General features: G+C 40.1%; 16 protein-coding genes. 8 read left to right on the plus strand and 8 right to left on the minus strand.

Translation table 11 applies throughout. The features are described from left to right. Nucleotides 1-1453 precede the first annotated feature (1453 nt). On the minus strand, nt 1454-2269 hold the full coding sequence (locus QWY86_RS00005; RefSeq protein ID WP_290237307.1) for an AraC family transcriptional regulator: 816 nt from the start codon (nt 2267-2269) through the stop codon (nt 1454-1456). A 116-nt stretch (nt 2270-2385) separates the two neighbouring features. Between QWY86_RS00005 and QWY86_RS00010 the strand changes: the two genes are divergently transcribed. The 8 genes from QWY86_RS00010 (at nt 2386) to QWY86_RS00045 (ending at nt 9751) form a co-directional block, all read left to right on the plus strand. Further along, the gene (locus tag QWY86_RS00010) at nt 2386-2952 is read left to right on the plus strand and encodes a DapH/DapD/GlmU-related protein (RefSeq protein WP_290237309.1); all 567 of its coding nucleotides are present in this window, start codon (nt 2386-2388) and stop codon (nt 2950-2952) included. 11 nt (nt 2953-2963) lie between these two features. Continuing rightward, the gene (locus QWY86_RS00015) at nt 2964-4139 is read left to right on the plus strand and encodes an NAD(P)-dependent alcohol dehydrogenase (RefSeq protein WP_290237311.1); all 1176 of its coding nucleotides are present in this window, start codon (nt 2964-2966) and stop codon (nt 4137-4139) included. Between the two features lie 18 nt (nt 4140-4157). Then, nucleotides 4158-4625, plus strand: a complete 468-nt coding sequence (locus QWY86_RS00020) for a cyclophilin-like fold protein (protein WP_290237312.1) — start codon at nt 4158-4160, stop codon at nt 4623-4625. Between the two features lie 96 nt (nt 4626-4721). Then, the gene (locus tag QWY86_RS00025; protein ID WP_290237314.1) at nt 4722-5141 is read left to right on the plus strand and encodes a cupin domain-containing protein; all 420 of its coding nucleotides are present in this window, start codon (nt 4722-4724) and stop codon (nt 5139-5141) included. Nucleotides 5142-5150: 9 nt separating this feature from the next. Next, on the plus strand, nt 5151-6134 hold the full coding sequence (locus tag QWY86_RS00030) for an alpha/beta hydrolase family protein (RefSeq protein ID WP_290237316.1): 984 nt from the start codon (nt 5151-5153) through the stop codon (nt 6132-6134). 54 nt (nt 6135-6188) lie between these two features. Next, the gene (locus QWY86_RS00035) at nt 6189-6935 is read left to right on the plus strand and encodes an SDR family oxidoreductase (RefSeq protein ID WP_290237318.1); all 747 of its coding nucleotides are present in this window, start codon (nt 6189-6191) and stop codon (nt 6933-6935) included. A 46-nt stretch (nt 6936-6981) separates the two neighbouring features. Next, nucleotides 6982-7890: an aldo/keto reductase gene (locus QWY86_RS00040; RefSeq protein WP_290237320.1), complete on the plus strand. Its 909-nt coding sequence runs from the start codon at nt 6982-6984 to the stop codon at nt 7888-7890. A gap of 760 nt (nt 7891-8650) precedes the next feature. After that, entirely contained in the window at nt 8651-9751 is a 1101-nt protein-coding gene (locus QWY86_RS00045; protein WP_290237322.1) for a Fic family protein, read from the plus strand. A 280-nt stretch (nt 9752-10031) separates the two neighbouring features. Here the strand turns inward: QWY86_RS00045 and QWY86_RS00050 are convergent, their stop codons facing one another. The 7 genes from QWY86_RS00050 to QWY86_RS20035 form a co-directional block, all read right to left on the minus strand. Further along, the gene (locus tag QWY86_RS00050) at nt 10032-11780 is read right to left on the minus strand and encodes a HAMP domain-containing sensor histidine kinase (protein WP_290237324.1); all 1749 of its coding nucleotides are present in this window, start codon (nt 11778-11780) and stop codon (nt 10032-10034) included. A 22-nt stretch (nt 11781-11802) separates the two neighbouring features. Further along, nucleotides 11803-12933, minus strand: coding sequence for a sensor protein KdpD (locus QWY86_RS00055; RefSeq protein ID WP_290237327.1), 1131 nt, complete (start codon nt 12931-12933; stop codon nt 11803-11805). A 315-nt stretch (nt 12934-13248) separates the two neighbouring features. After that, nucleotides 13249-14319, minus strand: coding sequence for a porin (locus QWY86_RS00060; RefSeq protein ID WP_290237329.1), 1071 nt, complete (start codon nt 14317-14319; stop codon nt 13249-13251). Nucleotides 14320-14487: 168 nt separating this feature from the next. Further along, a complete protein-coding gene (locus QWY86_RS00065) occupies nt 14488-15048 on the minus strand; it encodes a K(+)-transporting ATPase subunit C (protein WP_290237331.1) in 561 nt (186 codons plus the stop codon). An 18-nt stretch (nt 15049-15066) separates the two neighbouring features. Continuing rightward, a complete protein-coding gene (gene kdpB, locus QWY86_RS00070) occupies nt 15067-17094 on the minus strand; it encodes a potassium-transporting ATPase subunit KdpB (protein WP_290237333.1) in 2028 nt (675 codons plus the stop codon). 9 nt (nt 17095-17103) lie between these two features. Continuing rightward, entirely contained in the window at nt 17104-18822 is a 1719-nt protein-coding gene (kdpA, locus tag QWY86_RS00075; RefSeq protein WP_290237335.1) for a potassium-transporting ATPase subunit KdpA, read from the minus strand. Nucleotides 18823-18855: 33 nt separating this feature from the next. Continuing rightward, the gene (locus QWY86_RS20035; protein ID WP_353958882.1) at nt 18856-19038 is read right to left on the minus strand and encodes a potassium-transporting ATPase subunit F; all 183 of its coding nucleotides are present in this window, start codon (nt 19036-19038) and stop codon (nt 18856-18858) included. Between the last annotated feature and the right edge of the window lie 9 nt (nt 19039-19047).

The following is a 19047-nucleotide window of genomic DNA, read 5'->3' on the forward strand; positions in this document are numbered from 1 at the left end:
ACAAAAAAAGAGCCGCATAATTTGCATCCAAAAGGAATCTAAATTAATGCATCTCAAAAAAAATATCTGACGAGAAAAAATCTCTAGTATACTATTGCAATTCCAAACATTACGGCAGAAAAATATACCGATTTCTGTTCTTTGGAAGTAAATCGCTCCATAAATATCTGGGATCTTCCAAAGCCAAAAAGGTTATTACAGATAATAGCGTTTGCGGCAAACAAGCTATAACAAAAACTGGAATAATCATGCCTCTTTTCAAAAGCCTTATACATAATATTGAAAAAAGCATAAACAAAAAGTAAAATTATAATTGAAAATATGATTTGAATTGCAATTAAAATGAACCTGTAAGTTGTGGGATTGTTGATTTTAAAGAGAGCCATGGATTAAAAATTTGATTGGTATTAATAAGTAATTTAGATTAACGAAAATACTAAAGCCATTGAAAATAATAAAATGTGCCGACTCCTTTTTAAACAGTTTATATGTGCTGGTACTTTTTTTACATCTTCAATATCATTGTAAGCGAATATTTTGCTTCGCAATTAATAAAGTCATACCCAATCATAATGGTGATTGCGATTTTAAAATAAGACTGCAATAGGTTATAGGGTAGAAAATCTCATACTCTGCCTTTTCTGATACTTTCCCTATATTCATCCTCCAGCTGGATTTTATAAAATCTATCACCGCGAGGACGTTTTAAGGGCAAAAGCCGGCCTTGTTTAACCATACGTTTGTAAATACTCTCACTTATACCAAGATAATCCTATACCTCCTGCCTGGCCTATGCACTAAAAAGCCAATTTATTGAGATGAGTTGGGAGGATGCTAGAGCACTATCCTATTGGCTTTGTAGTCATATTTGCATTACCACGAAATTACCTACGATTCTTTTTTCGATACTGCCCTCCTACCCTATTGTTTAATGAATATTCGAAATTTACTACCGCTTCACAATGCTCAAATAAGGTCGAACTTCCGCGGATTGACTCTATGGAAACGACGACATAGAAATTTGTGCAAACCCTGTGCCTATACGTCAAAAATGTCTACAATCACACAAAAATACTATGGATGCAAATTATCATCGCCATGCTTTTCGTAATAAGCCTCCACTCTGTGAATCGTGTCTTCGAAATCAGTATAGAAGTTAGATTTACGAATTGTCGACTCTACCATAAGGAAACAGCACATTTTTGTTGTTTCCTTTTTTTATGCCAATAAATCGCTATAAAACAATTAGTTGTACCTCTTCCATTACCGGTTCGACATTTTCCAACCAGTTAACCTCCACCAAAGTAAATTTGAGTCTAAAAAGGCTTATTTATCATACGCTGAGTGAATAATTGAGTTGTTCGAGTTTTCCTTAAGGATCTTTCTATCCGTAAGCGCATCTTTTTTGTTGTGAATCTTGGCCATGAGGTATAAAAAAGATAATCTATGATTCTCATATTCGCTCCCGGTATTCCTTTGGGTTTACGCCAAGCAATTTTTTCACATAGCGGGTAAAGAACGAACGGCTCGAAAAATTCATTTCATCGGCTATTTCGGAGATATTAAGTTTCTTGTTCTGCAACAGTATAATGATACGCTCCTTTGCGTTGCGTTGTATCCATGCAGATGCAGTTATTTTGGTATTGACCTTGCAAATGTAATTCAGGTACTTGGGCGTGATGTTCAGCTTATCGCTATAAAACCGTACTTCGCGTTCCCTCATGCAGTGTTCCTGCACCAATTGAATAAACTGTTCGTACAGGGTTCCGCTTTGCAGACTTCGTTTTCTTCTGTCTAGCTCGTCTTCGAAAATGTGCCACATTTCCAACAAGAAAAGTTGCATCTGGAGCTTCAGCACCTCCTCATAAAACCGATGTACTGTTTCCTGGGACATATCGTAGAGCAGCTTAAAATTTTTAAGGATTTTCTCCTTGTCCTTTTCGTCGGGATGCAGGATTGGATATTCCCTGGAATGGATGATACTGTCGATGCTCGCGGTGGCACTGGGTAAACTTGCGGTAAGCAGGTCGCTGTCGACAAACAGAACAGTTGCCTTGAAACCTTTTGAAAAAGACAATCCCGAAACATCCATACCAGCCAGCCAAAAAATGAACTCGCCTCTTTTACTTTGAAATCGCCGTCCATTGAATACGAATTCCATGCTCCCGCTCTGGCAGTAAATATGTGTATGAAACCGGAAATTGAAATCCTCTGGAAACTCACTTCCCGATACCGCTTTGGAGAGCATAACTTTTTGATTTGCTGCCATATTAGGTAAAAATATAAGAAATAATCAATAATAGGTAATATGTGATATTAATTGCGAAATAAATGTAACATAAAGGTATTACTATGCCCTTATCTTTGTACTTAAAGAACATGGGAATGAACACAAATGATATTTTCGAGAGGTTACGCAAGGGGGAAATCCTTGCACCAAATGATCCGCAAGCTTATCAAATGATGGAAGCTTCTTTTGCAACAAAAAAGCTCCTGCTACAAATGAATAACACAGCTGATCCCCAGGAGATCAGAAGCTTTTTAAGTCAAATTACAGGCTCTGCCATTGATGCAACCGTTAATGTGTTTACGCCTTTGCACATCAATTACGGAAAACACATCAAGATCGGTAAGAACGTATTCATCAACTTTGATTGCGTTTTCCTGGACCTGGGCGGCATTACCATTGAAGATGATGTATTTATCGCTCCGAAGGTGAGCCTATTGTCCGAAGGACATCCAACCTCAAGGGAAGATCGGCATTCCCTGGTTCCAAAACCTATCCACATCAAAAGAAATGCCTGGATTGGTGCAAATGCCACTATTCTGCAAGGGGTGACCATCGGAGAAAATGCGGTGGTGGCAGCAGGGGCAGTGGTTTCCAAAGATGTGCCTAACAATGCTATCGTAGGCGGAATTCCCGCGAAAATTATAAGAGAAATCAAAACCTAATCATACTAACTATGTCAAGAGGAAACAATAATTCAAGAAGAAAATTTATTCAACAGGCCGGAATTGCAGGCGCTGGTTTTGTGCTGGCAGGACCTTTAAATGCGTTTGCGCAAAACAATAACAATATTTTGAGCAATAATATCAAAGCAAGGGGCTATGCAGGGAAAGATGTCGCAGGAAAGATAATGCCCTGGAACTTCGAGAGAAGAGCAGTAGGCGATAATGATATCTTGATCGAAATCAAATATTCGGGCATCTGCCATTCCGATATCCACACGATAAAGGGGCATTGGGGACCGCAAAAATATCCACAAGTTCCCGGTCACGAGATTGCCGGGATCGTGACCGCAGTAGGTAAAAATGTAACCAAGTTCAAATTGGGCGACAAGGCTGGCGTAGGCTGTATGGTGAACAGCTGCATGCAATGCGATAGCTGTAAGGGCGGCGAAGAGCACCATTGCGAAGTAGGAATGACCGGAACGTACGGCAGTCCCGAAAAATCATCGCCTTCAGGGATCACTCAAGGTGGTTATGCAAATAACATCGTAGTAACCGAACATTTTGCCATTAAAATTCCGAATACCATTGAGCTGAAATTTGCTGCTCCATTGCTATGTGCAGGTATCACCACTTACTCACCAATGATGAGGGTGAAATTTAAAAAAGGCGATAAGATTGGTGTGATAGGTATTGGTGGTTTGGGCCATATGGCGGTGAAACTGGCCGTTTCAAAGGGTGCAGAAGTGTATGCCTTTACCACTTCACCTTCAAAGGTAGGTGATATTAAAAGTTTTGGTGCGAAGGAAGTTGTCGTATTAAAATCGGCGGAAGATTTAAAACCGTACAAAGGCAAACTCGACTTTATGATTTCCACCGTTCCTTATGCCTACGAAATGTCTCCGTACATCGATTGTGTAAAAAAGTACGGCTACTTCACTCAGGTGGGGCAGCCCGTAAACGGCGAGCTGACCATCAATAATTTCAATATGATCTTTAACCGGGTAAACTTTAACGGCTCGCTGATTGGCGGGATTCCCGAAACCCAGGAAGTAATGGATTATTGTGCAGACAATAAAATCTATCCGCAGATAGAAATTATTAAAGCGTCGGAAATAAACAATGCCTGGGATAAAGTGGTCAACAAGGAAGCTAGATACCGCTATGTGATTGATGCATCATCATTTTAATTTCCGACATCGAGCTTTATGAAAATTATATCAACGGTTGCCGCCATCATTTTTGCTTTTACCTTTTGCACTGCAAGTTGCGTCAAGGGTAAGGATTCATTGCCAACGCAAAACAACGATAGTTCGACCCCCTCAACAACAAAAATGAAAATTACCATCGGCACTGCTGTTTTTTTCGCTACGTTATACGATAATCCAAGTGCGAACGCTTTCAGGGCAAAGTTTCCGATTACGCTTAAAATGACAGAGCTAAATAGTAACGAAAAGTATTTCGATCTGCCTGGTAACTTGCCTACAAATGCGTCGGTTGGAGGTGCGATCAAAGCAGGTGAGCTGAACTTGTACGGAAACAATACGCTGGTGCTCTTTTATAAAAGCTTCTATACCTCATACAGCTATACCAAATTGGGCTATGTTGATGATCCTACCGGCCTTGCTGCCGCTTTGGGTACAGGGGAGATAGTGGTAAAGTTTGAAAACAATTAAATCTTAATCGTGATGAGAAATCGTTTAAAAATGTTTTTGCCGTTAATATTTTGTGTATTGGCAACAGCGTGCAACAACAATAAAAACCAGGAAAAAATGAAAACAAACAAAAGTAAGTTGAACGAAATTTTTCCAAAAGGAAAAAAGGGACCAAGCGAAACATTTACCGGAAATGCTTATAATATTGGTCTGGTGGATGCAGACAGTACATATACTACAGCCGTTGGAAACGTATATTTTGAGCCTGGCGCAAGAAGCAACTGGCACAGTCATCCCGCAGGGCAGATTTTAATTGTCACCGATGGCGTAGGTTATCATCAGATCGAAGGTCAACCCATTGAAATAATTAAAAAAGGAAGCGTGGTCAAATGTCCGCCAAATGTTCGCCACTGGCATGGGGCAAGTGCCGATGTGGGTTTGCAACAATTGTACATCGTTCCTAATACTGAAAAAGGAATTGTAAACTGGGCCGAAGCGGTAACGGATGAGGTTTATAAAAGTTTAAACAATAAATAAAATAGTGGTATGAGAAAAATAATTCAACAATTCATTGCGGTTTGCTTTGCCCTTATCTCTATGGATGTTTCAGCACAAAATGATACAACAACAGATCAAAAAAACGCAGAAGCGATAGAAGGAATGGCAGAAATGATGGCGCATTCTCTTCGTACCCCGATCATGCGTACACCAGACCAATATGGGATGGAGTATGAAGATATTTTTTTTCCGTCAACCGATGGCGTGACCATTGAAGGCTGGTTTATCCCTGCAAAAAATTCAAAAAAACTCATTATCTGCAATCACCCGATGCCCGCCAACCGCTATGGTTTTCCCGGACATTTGGAACCGTGGAAAATGTTTGGTGGTTTTGAAGTGAATTTTTTACCGGAGTATAAAATTCTGCACGATGCAGGTTACAATATTATCGCTTACGACTTCCGCAACCACGGACGTAGCGGTGCAGGCAATGGCGGTATTGTAGCGCACGGTATTGTAGAGTATCGCGATGTGATTGATTCACTGAATTATGCCAAGTCAAGACCCGATACAAAAAATATGCAGGTTGCATTGTACAGCCGCTGTGTAGGCGCCAATTCTACCTTTGTGGCGATGAACAAACACCCGGAAGAATTTAAAAATATTGTAGCAATGATAGCATTGCAACCTTCGCCACCACGAACTTTTGTGAAAACCGCGATGGACAATGCAAAAATTCCCAATGGGTATGAAAAGGTTGACGCTGCTTTTAAAAAGAAAACAGGTTATGTATTGGATGATTTCCGCCTAATCGAAAAATCTCAGGCCGACTATATTCCTACACTTGTGGCTCAGGTAAAAGCTGATTTTTCAATGCCCTTTCACTATGTGGAAGAAATTTATAACAACATTTCAGCAAAAGACAAAAAGCTTTTTTGGATTGAGGGAACCGACCAACGTTTCCAGGGCTACAACTATTTCGGGCAAAATCCGAAAGTGATGCTCGACTGGTTCGATAAACATTTTAAATAAAACTGTCCAAAGGAAGGAATTGTTAATAAGATTAAAAATTAAATAAACTAAAAAATGGAAAATAATATCAAAAATAAAGTAGTCATCATTACAGGAGCAAGCAGCGGAATGGGTGAAGCGGCGGCGAAACATTTGTCGGCACTTGGCGCAACGGTAGTTTTAGGGGCAAGAAGAGCAGATAGAATTGAAAAATTAGCAGCGGAAATCAATAACGATGGTGGAAAAGCTTTGGCTTTAACAGCAGATGTAACTAACCTAGAGCAGGTGAAAAATCTCGTTGACACCACTGTTCAAAAGTTCGGGCGAGTAGATGTCATCATTAACAACGCAGGCGTAATGCCATTATCATTGGTGGAAAGTTTGAAAGTTGAAGAATGGAATACGATGATTGATGTTAACATTAAAGGTGTTCTCAATGGTATTGCCGCTGCACTTCCTCATATGAAAGCGCAAAAATCCGGGCAAATCATCAACACGGCTTCTGTAGCTGGTCATAAAATTTTTAGCGGTTCTGCAGTTTATTCTGCTACCAAATTTGCCGTCCGTGCCTTAACGGAAGGTCTTAGAATGGAAGTAAAACCTTACAATATCCGTACAACCATCGTCTGTCCTGGTGCCGTAAAAACAGAATTGCTGAATCAGATTACTGATGCCGATGTACGCAAAGCGAATGAAGACTATGTGGGAGAAGTAGGCATCAGCCCGGACAGTTTCGCAAGAGTAGTTGCTTTCGCCATCAGTCAGCCGGAGGATATGGACATCAACGAAGTGATTTTCCGCCCGACAGCGCAGGAGCTTTAAATTGGTCAATTTTTAGCATACTAGTCTTACAAAACAAAATTTTAAGATGCAACAAAGAAAATTAGGAACCGGCGGTCTTGAAGTATCAGCACTTGGATTAGGCTGTATGGGGATGAGCCACGGCTATACCCCAATCCCCGATAAAAGGGAAATGATAAAGTTAATCCAACAAGCCTTTGAAAAAGGAGTTACTTTTTTTGATACTGCCGAAATCTATGGCCCTTATACCAATGAAGAATTGGTTGGCGAAGCGCTGGAGCCTTTTAGAAATGAGGTAGTTATTGCTACAAAATTTGGTTTCAGGGCGGCGGCAGACGGAAAATGGACTGAACTAGATAGTCGTCCTGAAAACATTAGGAAAGTGGCAGAACAAAGTTTAAAAAGGCTAAAGACCGATGTTATTGATTTGTATTATCAGCATCGGGTAGACTTGAATGTGCCTATAGAAGATGTGGCCGGAACGGTTAGGGAGTTAATTCAGGAAGGAAAGGTAAAACACTTTGGCCTGTCTGAAGCGGGTGCCGAAACAATTCGCAAAGCAAATGCGGTACAGCCTGTTGCAGCACTGCAGAGCGAGTACTCACTATGGCACAGAAAACCGGAACTGGAAATTATTCCGACTCTGGAAGAATTGGGCATCGGCTTTGTGCCATTCAGTCCTTTGGGTAAAGGATTTCTGACCGGTAAAATTGATGAGACTACCCAATTTGACAAATCAGATTTCCGTAACACACTGCCTCGTTTTCAGAAGGAAAACAGAAAAGCAAACCAGTCAATGGTGGAATTGCTTCATCAAATAGCGCTACAAAAAAATGCATCGTCAGCCCAGATTGCACTGGCTTGGCTGCTTGCCCAAAAACCTTGGATTGTACCCATTCCCGGAACAACAAAATTTGACCGTTTGAAAGAAAACCTAGATTCATTAAACACTGAACTGACTGCTGAAGATGAATAAACCGCTGTCGGTTGAGCCCCTCTCGTCAAAAATATTTTTCTTATAACTCACTATTAATCAATAAACTTATAAACCATAAAAAATTGGTACAAAGGGGTCATTCTATTCTGGTTTATCCACTATGCTTGCTAGTCTCTTGCTTTTACACTGCTTTAGGCCTGCTTCGGTAACCCTTCGCACCAGACCTACGTTAGCCCAGATATTTGGCCTACCTATAATTAGTTAAAAGGTTAAGAAAGGGTTAAGCGGAGGTAACGAATTGGATTAGCCAACCTGAACAAGGGGCAAACCATATGCGATTCATTCTCGATTTAATTGCGAATAGCTAACGAAACAAAAGCGAGCCCATCCGCATCATACGCCTATCCTCCTCCTCCCACCCTTTATCCCAAGCGAATAAAGATTGAGGCAAGTATCCTGCTGTAGCACTGGGATAGGCATTGGATGGGTAATGGTTAGGAAATGAGCATGAAGTGCTGGGTACTTGAATGTTTTAACTAAAGATGTACGTTTAGTTTTCAATTGGGTGCGAAAGATAATCACCCCAACCCCTAATGTCATAAACTTAAAAACGGCCATTATGGGTAAAAAACAGAGATCACTTTTTTGAATAATCTCTACTTTGAAAGACCTTTCGGAATACGCCAAAGCACAGGTTTGCGGAGATTAACCCCATTAATCTCCGCACATTATCGTTAGATTACACTTGATTATGCGGAGAAAAGATCTTATATTTACCGCATATAGTGCGGAGAATATTATGTACATTCATCAATATAAGACCTGGCCTAACTTCACATGGAATGATAGAGCGCTATCGAAATTACTTACGTCGGTTCGGCATAAGCAGGGTCGGCTATTAGGTAAAATGGAGGGGCTCGGTTTCAGTTTAAAAGAGGAAGCTACCTTACAAATACTTACACAGGATGTTCTGAAATCGAGTGAAATCGAAGGGGAAATACTTAACCCAGACCAAGTACGCTCATCTATTGCAAGAAGCTTAGGAATAGAAGCCGCGGGACTTGTTCCTTCAGACAGAAATGTTGATGGTGTAGTTGAAATGATGTTAGACGCCACTCAACGCTATAACTCAGATTTAAGTGACGAGCGATTATTTGGATGGCATGCAGCACTTTTTCCAATAGGTAGAAGCGGTATGTATAAAATTGAAGTAGGTAATTGGCGGAATAATTCCAAAGATGATCCGATGCAGGTAATTTCCGGTGCCATGGGACGGGAAACAGTGCACTATCAGGCACCCGATGCCGAATTGCTGGAAAAAGAAATGAAGCATTTTCTAATATGGTTTAATGCTGTCGATAATATTGATCCGGTTTTAAAAGCAGGAATAGCTCATTTATGGTTTGTGACCATCCACCCATTTGATGATGGCAATGGACGTATTGCAAGGGCTATTACTGACATGCAACTTTGCAGGGCAGATGAAAGCAATCAACGTTTCTACAGTATGTCTGCTCAAATAAGTGTTGAACGAAACACTTATTATAGCATGCTTGAGCAAACTCAAAAAGGTAATCTTGATATTACTGAATGGTTAGAATGGTTTCTTATCTGCTATGATCGAGCATTATCCAACACGGATAAGACATTAGCTAGAGTGATGCAAAAGGCAAAATACTGGGAAAATGCAGCAACCAACAATCTTAATGACCGACAAAGGCTGATGCTTAATAAGCTTTTAGACGGCTTTGATGGGAAGCTTAACTCCTCAAAATGGGCGAAAATCACCAAATGTTCTCAAGATACTGCTGGAAGAGATATTGCTGCATTAGTAGAAAAAGGGCTTTTATTAAAAGAAACTGCTGGTGGGAGAAGCACAAGTTATATCCTCAATGTTTAATCTGCAAATATTATCATCAAAGTTAACATCTTAGATAAATAGCAACTTTCGCCAGTTCTTGCAAATCAGACAAGAAAAAGTTCGAGATTTGTCCAGTAACGGCTACTTTGTATAGTCCTTGAAAAAGTTGACTATTTATTACTAAATTATAAAATTAAAAGAACCATTAAAATCTATTTTGATGGTTCTTTTTTTCTTCCATCGTTTTATGGGTAATAAAAAAGAGATTACCATTGAGCTATCTCTTGAATGAAGATTCTTTCTATACTAGATACCCACATTAAGCAATCGGCAGGTTAAACAAGAATTTGCTGCCTTCTCCAATGGCGCTCTCCACCCAAATACTACCTTTTTCTGCCTCTATGAAATCTTTGGAAATGGCAAGTCCCAATCCCGAGCCAGATTTATTTTGCCCATCAGTTGGTACCTGAAAGTATCTGTCGAAAAGTCTTTTCTGGTATTTCTCATCAATCCCCTTACCGAAATCCCTTACCGAGAACTGAATCAGTTGACCAACCTGCATTACCTCGAGTATTACAGTTGATTTTTCAGCACTATAGCGCAGGGCATTGGAAAGAAAGTTGACAAGCACCCATGCCGTTTTCTGAATATCGGCATTAACATCGGGCAAGGTATCCCCACAATTAACATCTAAACGAATATTTTTCTGTTCCGCCTGAAATTTTACCGCATCCACCGCATAATTGACGATGTCTACAGGTCTTGTAAGGGCAAAGCTCAATTTCAGGTTGCCTGTCTCGGCCTGCGAAAGATCCAAAAGCTCACTTGTAATTTTGAGTAACCTATCAGAATCCTCCTGGATATGTTCCAGCAACTCCTTTTGCTCAGCATTAACCTTTCCAACACGATCATCATTGAGCAGCTTCAGGCTCATCTTGATTGAGGAAAGCGGTGTTTTCAGCTCGTGTGAAACCGTTGCAATGAAGTTCGTTTTTGCTTCATCGAGTTCTTTAAATTTGGTAATGTTTTTCAAAACATAAACACTACCCGCAGATTTGGAAGCTTCAATTAAAGCCTGGTCATTTTTTGCCTCAAAATTTGGGATGATAATTTCCCTGCTTTCCAGCTGAAAGTAAGATTCCTTGTCATCAGCATAGATTTTCAGTGGTTTATCTTCCTGCTTACTACTGAGTATATGTTTCAGGAGTTCATTTTTTTTGATTAGTTCTGAGGCATTTTGTCCTACCGTGTTTTTTTCGTCCAGATTGATAAGCCTGCTGGCAATATTGTTCAAAAACAGCACCTCCCCTTTCTCATTCAGACCGATGATCGCATCCTGCATCTGCGCAATAATAGCTTCAATTCGGAGCTTCTCACTCTTTAATTTAGATAGGTTGCTGTTTTCCCATTCATTTAACTTGGCGGCCATACTGTTAAAGGACGAAGCAAGTTCGGTAAACTCATCATTATTGTTAAAATTAAGCCTCTGCTTATAGTTTTTATTGGCAATTTGCCTTATGGCGGCGCTAAATTCAGCTAAGGGATTGGCTACAAAACCAGGGAAATTTACAATGAAGGTAAACAGAATCAGAAAGCAAATGGTCGCAGATAAGGCAATATAAATGTTTGCTCTACCTGAAGTTTCATTTGCACGTTCATTTTTGTTGTAAATGGCCAGCATATTCAGGTCTTCTATTTTTTGCAAGGCAAACCGCAGTTCTTTCAAATGAATTAAACGTTGGGCTTCAAGTTTGCTGCCATTGAGCTGGATATAGCTTTTCGAAAGTTGTGAAACACCATCTGCTTCGCCGGGTTCAGTAATGTTTTTTTGTTCGAGTTTTAAGTTAATCTCAAATACCTTTTTATCCTGTTCAGAGAGTGGGAAAATATTTTTATCCAATACACCTCGCATGGCGGAAATGTATTTCAATGTTGCATAGTTATTTTTCAAGATAACCTTTGATTTATCAGAAAGTTCATTGAGGAAAAACAGGGCGAGAAGTCCGAACGATAAAACAATCAGAAATAGAAATCCGAAGCCAAGGCGAAGTTTTGTTTTGATTTTCATGATGCCTTTTATTATTTATAGATTAAGAGAGAATAACCAGATCGATATCTTTGGAGGCGAGGTTCTTGAGCAACCCGTTAAATACCGCCGTTCGAAGGATTACCTGAAAAATATTCAAATGGGGTTTTCCGATACAAATGGTGGTTACTTCCTTGTTCGAAGCCGCATCCATAATGGTTTGGGTAATTTGATTACTCTTGATTTTAATGACTTCAGCACCAAGCTCTGTTGCCAGTTTAAAATGATTGATGAGATGTCGCTGCTTATCGAGCTTGATACGTTCCATGCTTTCACTATCACTCTGTACATAAAGCACAATCCAAGGCGAACGGTAATAGGAAGCCAGACGAGCAGTTTTACGGATCACCACACCTGCGGTTTCCACATTGGAGGAGATACAGGCTAGAAATTTTTCTGGCCGTAATTTAATAGATTTGGGTATTTCGGTTTGAATTTTACGTTCTACCTGATGAGCCACTTCTTTCAACGCCAGTTCCCTTAGTTGAAGAATTTTATCAGACTGAAAAAAGTTGCCTAAAGCCCGTTCAATTTTACTTTTATCATAAATCTTGCCTTCTTTCAACCGGGTAACCAGTTCATCGGCGGTAAGATCGATGTTCACAATTTCATCGGCAAGTTGCAGGATTTTATCCGGAATTCTCTCCGTTACCGATATGCCCGTAATCTGCTCTACTTCTTCATTAATACTTTCGAGATGTTGAATATTTACCGCAGAAATCACACTTATCCCAGCCTCTAGCAAATCAAAAACATCCTGCCAGCGTTTGGCATTCTTACTGCCCTCTGCATTGGTATGGGCAAGTTCGTCAACGATAACAATTTCGGGATGCCGGTTTAAAATGGCTTTCAGGTCCATTTCCTCTACCTCTTTACCACGGTAAAATATCCTTTTCCTTTCAATTATCGGAACACCTTCGAGCAACATATGGGTTTCCACCCGCATATGGGTTTCTACATAACCTATACAAATGTCAACACCCTTTCTGAGCAGCGCATGTGCTTCTTGAAGCATCCTGTAGGTTTTACCCACGCCTGCACTCATACCGATATAAATTTTCAACTTACCCCTTCTGGATTTCTTAACCAGATCAAGGAAATGTTTTACAGATGCTTCTTTTTGTTCCTCTTCCATTTTGCTGCTAATAATTCCAGACAACACTCATGATACCTTTTTCAATCAAAATCAAACTTGTAATCACCAGCCCGAGCACAAATAACGTCAACGCCAGCCGAATATACACTTTCCGTAAAGCAAGGGCACCATATTTCCTCGCGGTGTAAGTATGATATAGGTTGTGTTTTTTTCCAGATTTGATTAGGGCAAACTTCTGCAACAACATGATGCCGAAGCTAATTAAAGTTACGCAGAAAACAATTTCGATGTAAGGATGCATGACCTGTAATGTTTTAAGCCCGGGATTCATTTCCCGGGCCCGGTAGATGAGCGCTAAAATGAAACGGCAATACTTGCAGTCAAACTGGCATTAGCATTAACTGCTGCCGCATCGCGTATAAAAATTTTATCCTTGCTATCATAAGCCTTTCCTTCCAAACGAATCACCGCATTTGAAATAGGAGCATAGTCAAGGTTTAAGGAATAGCCTTTGGTTTTAAACCCATTTGGTGTGCCTGTTGAAATGAATACTCCGTTTTTGTCTGCATAGTATTCAAATCTTCCGGCAACCGCCCATTTGGGTGCAAATTTATATTGCACGATGGCTACTGGTGAAATCACTTCATTTTTATCATCACTTCCCTTTGCTTTTTGCTGTGTACCATAGTCAAAACCTAACGTGATTCCGAATTTATCTGTCAACTGAAAGATGCCATAAACATTGTTATAAAAGCGGTTTACGCGTACTGAATCTGCACCATCGGTACCAAGAAAATTGCTATAGTTTACTGTAATTTTATCTGTTGGTTTCCAACTTAATTGTAAACCTCCAGCAGGCTGATTGTTTCCATTTTGCCTGTTGATGCGCTGCCAACCATTTAAGTATAAAGCAACTGCTGTAAATTTTCCGTCTTTAGTGCCATAGGTAATTTTTGCCCCTGACTCATAGTAAGGTGTATTTTCTGAAGAAATATTTCTGGTTAATACCCAGCAGTCTTTGGAAATAGCACTTTCAAAGCCAATGTGCGAAGAAAAAATACCAGCATCAATCCATAAATTTTCTGATTTAGATAATTTAACGCCTGCATTTGCTTCAAAAACGTTTTTCAATACACCAGGTTCTGCAGAAAGATTTGCATTTGCATAAGTTCCGGCCATCACCGCTATATTTGCCCTGATATTTCCACTATCATAGGCGGCTTTGATAAAGCCGAGATTTAAGTTCACTTCATTAGCCCTGTTGTGAGAATAGATATATCCAGGGCGATTATGATCTACAGGTTTGTTAAAATCGTATCCATAATAGGTTTCCAAATATCCTGAAACCTTGATTTTTGGTTCATCCTGCGCTTTTGCAAAAAATGCAGTTGTTAAAGTGGCGGCAAGTAATAAAGTTTTTTTCATGTTAATTTTATTTGTAGGGCAAAGCCCTGTAAGCGCCGGGCGTAATTTTTGCGCTCCATCGCTGTAGTGTTAATTATCGGGAATTTGATTTTTAAGTTTCCATTCACCTACCCGCTCCATTGTTTTGGCAAACGCAGGTTACAAAGCGGGCAGGCTGTGGCATTAGTTTTAAAGCTCGTCTAAAGCAAGGTTCAATTTTAGAACGTTTACTGATGATGGACCAAAAATGCCCATTAAAGGCTTAAGGGTATTCATGGCTACCAATTCTTTTACCTTTCTCTCGTCTATTTTTCTGGCTTTTGCCACCCTGGCAATTTGAATGGATGCGCCCTGCTCAGAGATATTGGGATCTAAACCACTTCCAGAAGCGGTAACCATATCTGCAGGAATATCAGATACTTTAACTCCCGGATTATATTTTAAAAGTGTGTCTATTCTTGATTGAACATCTTTTAAATAATCCGGATTGGATGCACCTTTATTTGAACCTGCAGAACCTGCGGCATTATAACCTGCCGCCGATGGACGTCCCCAAAAATATTCGGGCTTGGTAAATGATTGACCAAGCAATGCATAACCAACGGTTTTACCATCTTTGGTAATTTTTTCTCCACCTCCGTTTCCTTTAGAAAACTTACCGATAAAGGCTACGCTGATTGGATAAACAACGCATAACAAAACCAGTAACACAACTGTTAAGCGGATCGATTGAATGATGTACTTTTTCATTTTTATATTTTTTAAAGCCTAAACAAAAAGGCCAACTAATAAATCAATTATTTTAATGCCGATAAATGGAGCTACAACACCGCCGATTCCATAAATAAACAGGTTTCTACGAAGTAAGGCTGTAGCACCAATTGGTTTATATGCTACCCCTTTTAAAGCCAATGGAATTAGTATAGGAATAATTATGGCATTAAAAATCACTGCAGAAAGGATAGCCGATTCAGGAGTATGAAGCCCCATGATGTTCAAACTCTGTAGTGCTGGAATGGAGGCAATAAACAAGGCCGGAACAATGGCGAAGTATTTAGCCACATCATTTGCAATAGAAAATGTAGTAAGTGTACCACGAGTAATAAGCAACTGTTTGCCTATTTCTACAATCTCAATCAGTTTGGTTGGATCGTTATCCAAATCCACCATATTACCGGCTTCTTTTGCGGCCTGAGTACCACTATTCATGGCTACACCAACGTCGGCTTGCGCAAGTGCAGGGGCATCATTGGTTCCATCACCCATCATTGCCACCAGCTTACCTAAAGCTTGTTCATCCTTAATGTAGTTCATTTTATCTTCAGGTTTTGCCTCAGCGATAAAGTCATCTACCCCTGCTTTTTCGGCAATGTATTTAGCAGTAAGTGGATTGTCTCCAGTTACCATCACCGTTTTAACGCCCATTTTGCGTAAACGCTCAAAACGTTCACTTATACCTGGTTTAATAATATCCTGTAATTCAATTACACCTAATGCTTTTTCATTTTCAGCAACAACCAACGGTGTTCCTCCATTCGTAGCAATGGTTTTTACATGGTTTTCAATATCGCTGGGAAAAATATTACCGGCTTTCTCTACCATCTGGCGGATCGAATCAAATGCACCTTTACGAATGCGTTTACCTTCTTCGGTATCCAAACCACTCGAACGGGTTTCGGCTGTAAATTTGATAAAAGTAGAGCCTTCAGGGGTTCCTGAGACCTGATAACCTTTCTCTACAGCGAGTTCCAGAATAGATTTACCTTCAGGTGTTTCGTCAGCCAATGAGCTTAAAATGCAAGCGTTGGTAAAGGTTTTGGCATCTACACCGTCAGTTGGATAAAAATTTGTGGCTTTACGGTTACCGATGGTGATGGTTCCGGTTTTATCTAAAAGCAATACATCTATATCCCCGGCAGTTTCAACCGCTTTACCTGATTTGGTAATCACGTTGGCCCTCAAAGCTCTGTCCATTCCGGCAATACCAATGGCAGATAATAAACCACCAATTGTAGTTGGAATTAAACACACGAACAAAGAAATTAAAGCCGCGATTGTTATTGGTGTATTGGCATAATCTGCAAATGGTTTAAGTGTTACACAAACGATGATAAAAACCAAAGTAAAACTGGCTAACAAAATGGTTAATGCAATTTCATTTGGTGTTTTCTGACGTGATGCACCCTCCACCAAAGCAATCATCTTATCTAAAAAACTTTCGCCCGGTGCGGTACTTACCTGAACTTTAATTTGATCAGAAAGCACTTTTGTACCACCGGTTACTGATGATTTATCCCCTCCAGATTCACGGATTACCGGAGCAGATTCTCCGGTGATTGCCGATTCATCGATGGTAGCAATACCTTCGATAATTTCTCCATCAGTTGGAATTGTATCTCCTGCTTCACAAATGAAAATGTCACCTTTTTGAAGTTGGTTTGATGAACGAATTTCAAATGAGCCATTTGGCAACAATAATTTCGCAGGCGTTTCTTCTCTGGTTTTACGTAAGCTATCGGCCTGAGCTTTGCCTCTTGCTTCTGCTATGGCTTCGGCAAAGTTGGCAAACAGCACGGTAAGCAATAAAATAAGGAAGATGAAGAAATTGTATAATGCTGAACCTTGTCCGGGATTACTCATCGAGTAAATGGTTACATAAGCCATCACCAATGTTCCGATTTCCACGGTGAACATCACCGGATTACGAACCATTACCCTAGGATCAAGTTTTATAAATGATTGTTTCAGTGCGGTCTGCACCATGGCAGACTCGAACAATTTATTATTGGATTTCATTGATGATATTTATTTAAGCATTGTAAAATATTCCGCCAAGGGGCCTAAAGCCAATGCCGGAAAATAAGAAAGGGCATTCAATACGATGATCACCGCAAAGGTCATCAGCGCAAAAGTTTTGGTATCGGTTTGAAGTGTACCGGCAGATTGCGGTATGAATTTTTTAGCACCCAACAATCCTGCAATGGCGACCGGACCAATAATTGGCAAGAAGCGACCCAGGAAGATAACGACACCGGTTAATATATTCCAGAAAATGTTGTTGTCACCTAATCCTTCAAAACCTGAACCATTATTAGCATTTGATGAGGTAACCTCATACAGCATTTCTGAAAATCCATGGAAACCTGGATTATTTAACCAGTTTTTAGGTTGTACCGCCCAATCGGCATCGCCAAAATTGGTAAATACGAAACTGGCTATGGCCGTACCTGCTAAAATCAAAAATGGACTAAGCAAAGTGATAATTGCAGCAATCTTGATTTCTCTGGCCTCTAACTTATGCCCCATAAACTCCGGCGTTCTGCCCACCATTAGGCCGGATATAAATACCGCTACGATTAGATAAATGAAATAGTTCAATAAGCCTACACCACAACCTCCATAAAAGGAATTAATCATCATCGCAAGCAATTGCCATGTGCCTGACATTGGCATAGAACTGTCATGCATACTATTTACCGAGCCAGTAGAAATTATCGTGGTAACCGTTGCCCAATATGCTGATGCTGCAGGGCCAAAGCGAACCTCCTTGCCTTCCATTGCACCGGTCGTTTGTGAAATACCCATTTTAGCTAATGCAGGGTTTCCACCAAGTTCAGAACTAAGCATCGGAATAAGCAGCATAAACAAACCAATGGTCATTACCCCAAAAATTGTCCAACCCAGTTTTTTTCTTCTTATAAAAAATCCAAAGGCAATAACCATCGCAATTGGAATAATTACCTGAGCAATTAACTCCACCATGTCGGTAAAATAACTCGGGTTTTCGAAAGGATGTGCCGAATTAACCCCAAAATAACCACCACCGTTGGTACCCAAATGTTTAATAGCAATCATTTGTGCCGCAGGTCCTCGTGAAACATTTACCGTATCACCCTGCATCGAAATAAATTGGTCTTTCCCTTCGTAGCTTGATGGCGTACCATTAAAAGCCAGGATAATGGAAACAACAACAGCTAATGGTAATAACAAACGGGTAATTGCTTTTACGAAAAACTCCCAGAAATTACCCAGTTGAGTTGTGCTTTTATCCCTGAATGCTTTAAATAATACCACGGCCGCTGCAATACCTGTTGCTGCACTTACAAATTGCAGAAACATTAAAACATATTGCTGACTTAAGTAACTTACCCCGCTTTCTCCGGAATAATGCTGCAGGTTACAGTTAGCTACGAAACTGATGATCGTATTAAAAGATAGGTCAGCTGTCATCCCAGGATTACCATCGGGATTAAATGGAAGTTTATCCTGAAACATCAAGACAAAAAAACCATAAACCAACCATACCAGGTTGATGGTCATCAGGGCTTTTAGTTGTTGCTTCCAGTTCATCTGTTCTTTCACGTTTATACCGGAAAGTTTGTAGATGAATGTTTCAAGTGGTTTTAAAAAATCTGTCCAGACTTTTTCTCCTGCGAATACTTTAGCCAGGTATTTACCAAGTGGAATGGCAATAACCAGGGTGAGCAGGAAGGTGGCAATAATGCCGGTTAATTCAGTGTTCATTTCTTAATTCGTTAAATGTCTTCACAGACCGTTTTAAAATTTTTCGGGTTTGATTAGCACGTAAATCATATAGATAAATACGGCTACGGCGATAATAAATAGTGCTATCATAATGTTTAGATTTTTTCGAACCAGTCGATGGATTTGTAACTTGCCCAGCAGAGCACAATCAGGATTAGAAATAGGAGTATGGTCATAACTTATTTGTTTTGGCATGCCTTATTC

Origin of the sequence: Pedobacter aquatilis (assembly GCF_030409415.1) — a bacterium.
Classification (GTDB): domain Bacteria; phylum Bacteroidota; class Bacteroidia; order Sphingobacteriales; family Sphingobacteriaceae; genus Pedobacter; species Pedobacter aquatilis.

Coding starts and splice junctions, on each gene's coding strand:
- QWY86_RS00005 (WP_290237307.1), bottom strand. CDS start 2,269: ATGGCAGCAAATCAAAAAGTTATGCTCTCCAAAGCGGTATCGGGAAGT.
- QWY86_RS00010 (WP_290237309.1), top strand. CDS start 2,386: ATGAACACAAATGATATTTTCGAGAGGTTACGCAAGGGGGAAATCCTT.
- QWY86_RS00015 (WP_290237311.1), top strand. CDS start 2,964: ATGTCAAGAGGAAACAATAATTCAAGAAGAAAATTTATTCAACAGGCC.
- QWY86_RS00020 (WP_290237312.1), top strand. CDS start 4,158: ATGAAAATTATATCAACGGTTGCCGCCATCATTTTTGCTTTTACCTTT.
- QWY86_RS00025 (WP_290237314.1), top strand. CDS start 4,722: ATGAAAACAAACAAAAGTAAGTTGAACGAAATTTTTCCAAAAGGAAAA.
- QWY86_RS00030 (WP_290237316.1), top strand. CDS start 5,151: ATGAGAAAAATAATTCAACAATTCATTGCGGTTTGCTTTGCCCTTATC.
- QWY86_RS00035 (WP_290237318.1), top strand. CDS start 6,189: ATGGAAAATAATATCAAAAATAAAGTAGTCATCATTACAGGAGCAAGC.
- QWY86_RS00040 (WP_290237320.1), top strand. CDS start 6,982: ATGCAACAAAGAAAATTAGGAACCGGCGGTCTTGAAGTATCAGCACTT.
- QWY86_RS00045 (WP_290237322.1), top strand. CDS start 8,651: ATGTACATTCATCAATATAAGACCTGGCCTAACTTCACATGGAATGAT.
- QWY86_RS00050 (WP_290237324.1), bottom strand. CDS start 11,780: ATGAAAATCAAAACAAAACTTCGCCTTGGCTTCGGATTTCTATTTCTG.
- QWY86_RS00055 (WP_290237327.1), bottom strand. CDS start 12,933: ATGGAAGAGGAACAAAAAGAAGCATCTGTAAAACATTTCCTTGATCTG.
- QWY86_RS00060 (WP_290237329.1), bottom strand. CDS start 14,319: ATGAAAAAAACTTTATTACTTGCCGCCACTTTAACAACTGCATTTTTT.
- QWY86_RS00065 (WP_290237331.1), bottom strand. CDS start 15,048: ATGAAAAAGTACATCATTCAATCGATCCGCTTAACAGTTGTGTTACTG.
- kdpB (WP_290237333.1), bottom strand. CDS start 17,094: ATGAAATCCAATAATAAATTGTTCGAGTCTGCCATGGTGCAGACCGCA.
- kdpA (WP_290237335.1), bottom strand. CDS start 18,822: ATGAACACTGAATTAACCGGCATTATTGCCACCTTCCTGCTCACCCTG.
- QWY86_RS20035 (WP_353958882.1), bottom strand. CDS start 19,038: ATGCCAAAACAAATAAGTTATGACCATACTCCTATTTCTAATCCTGAT.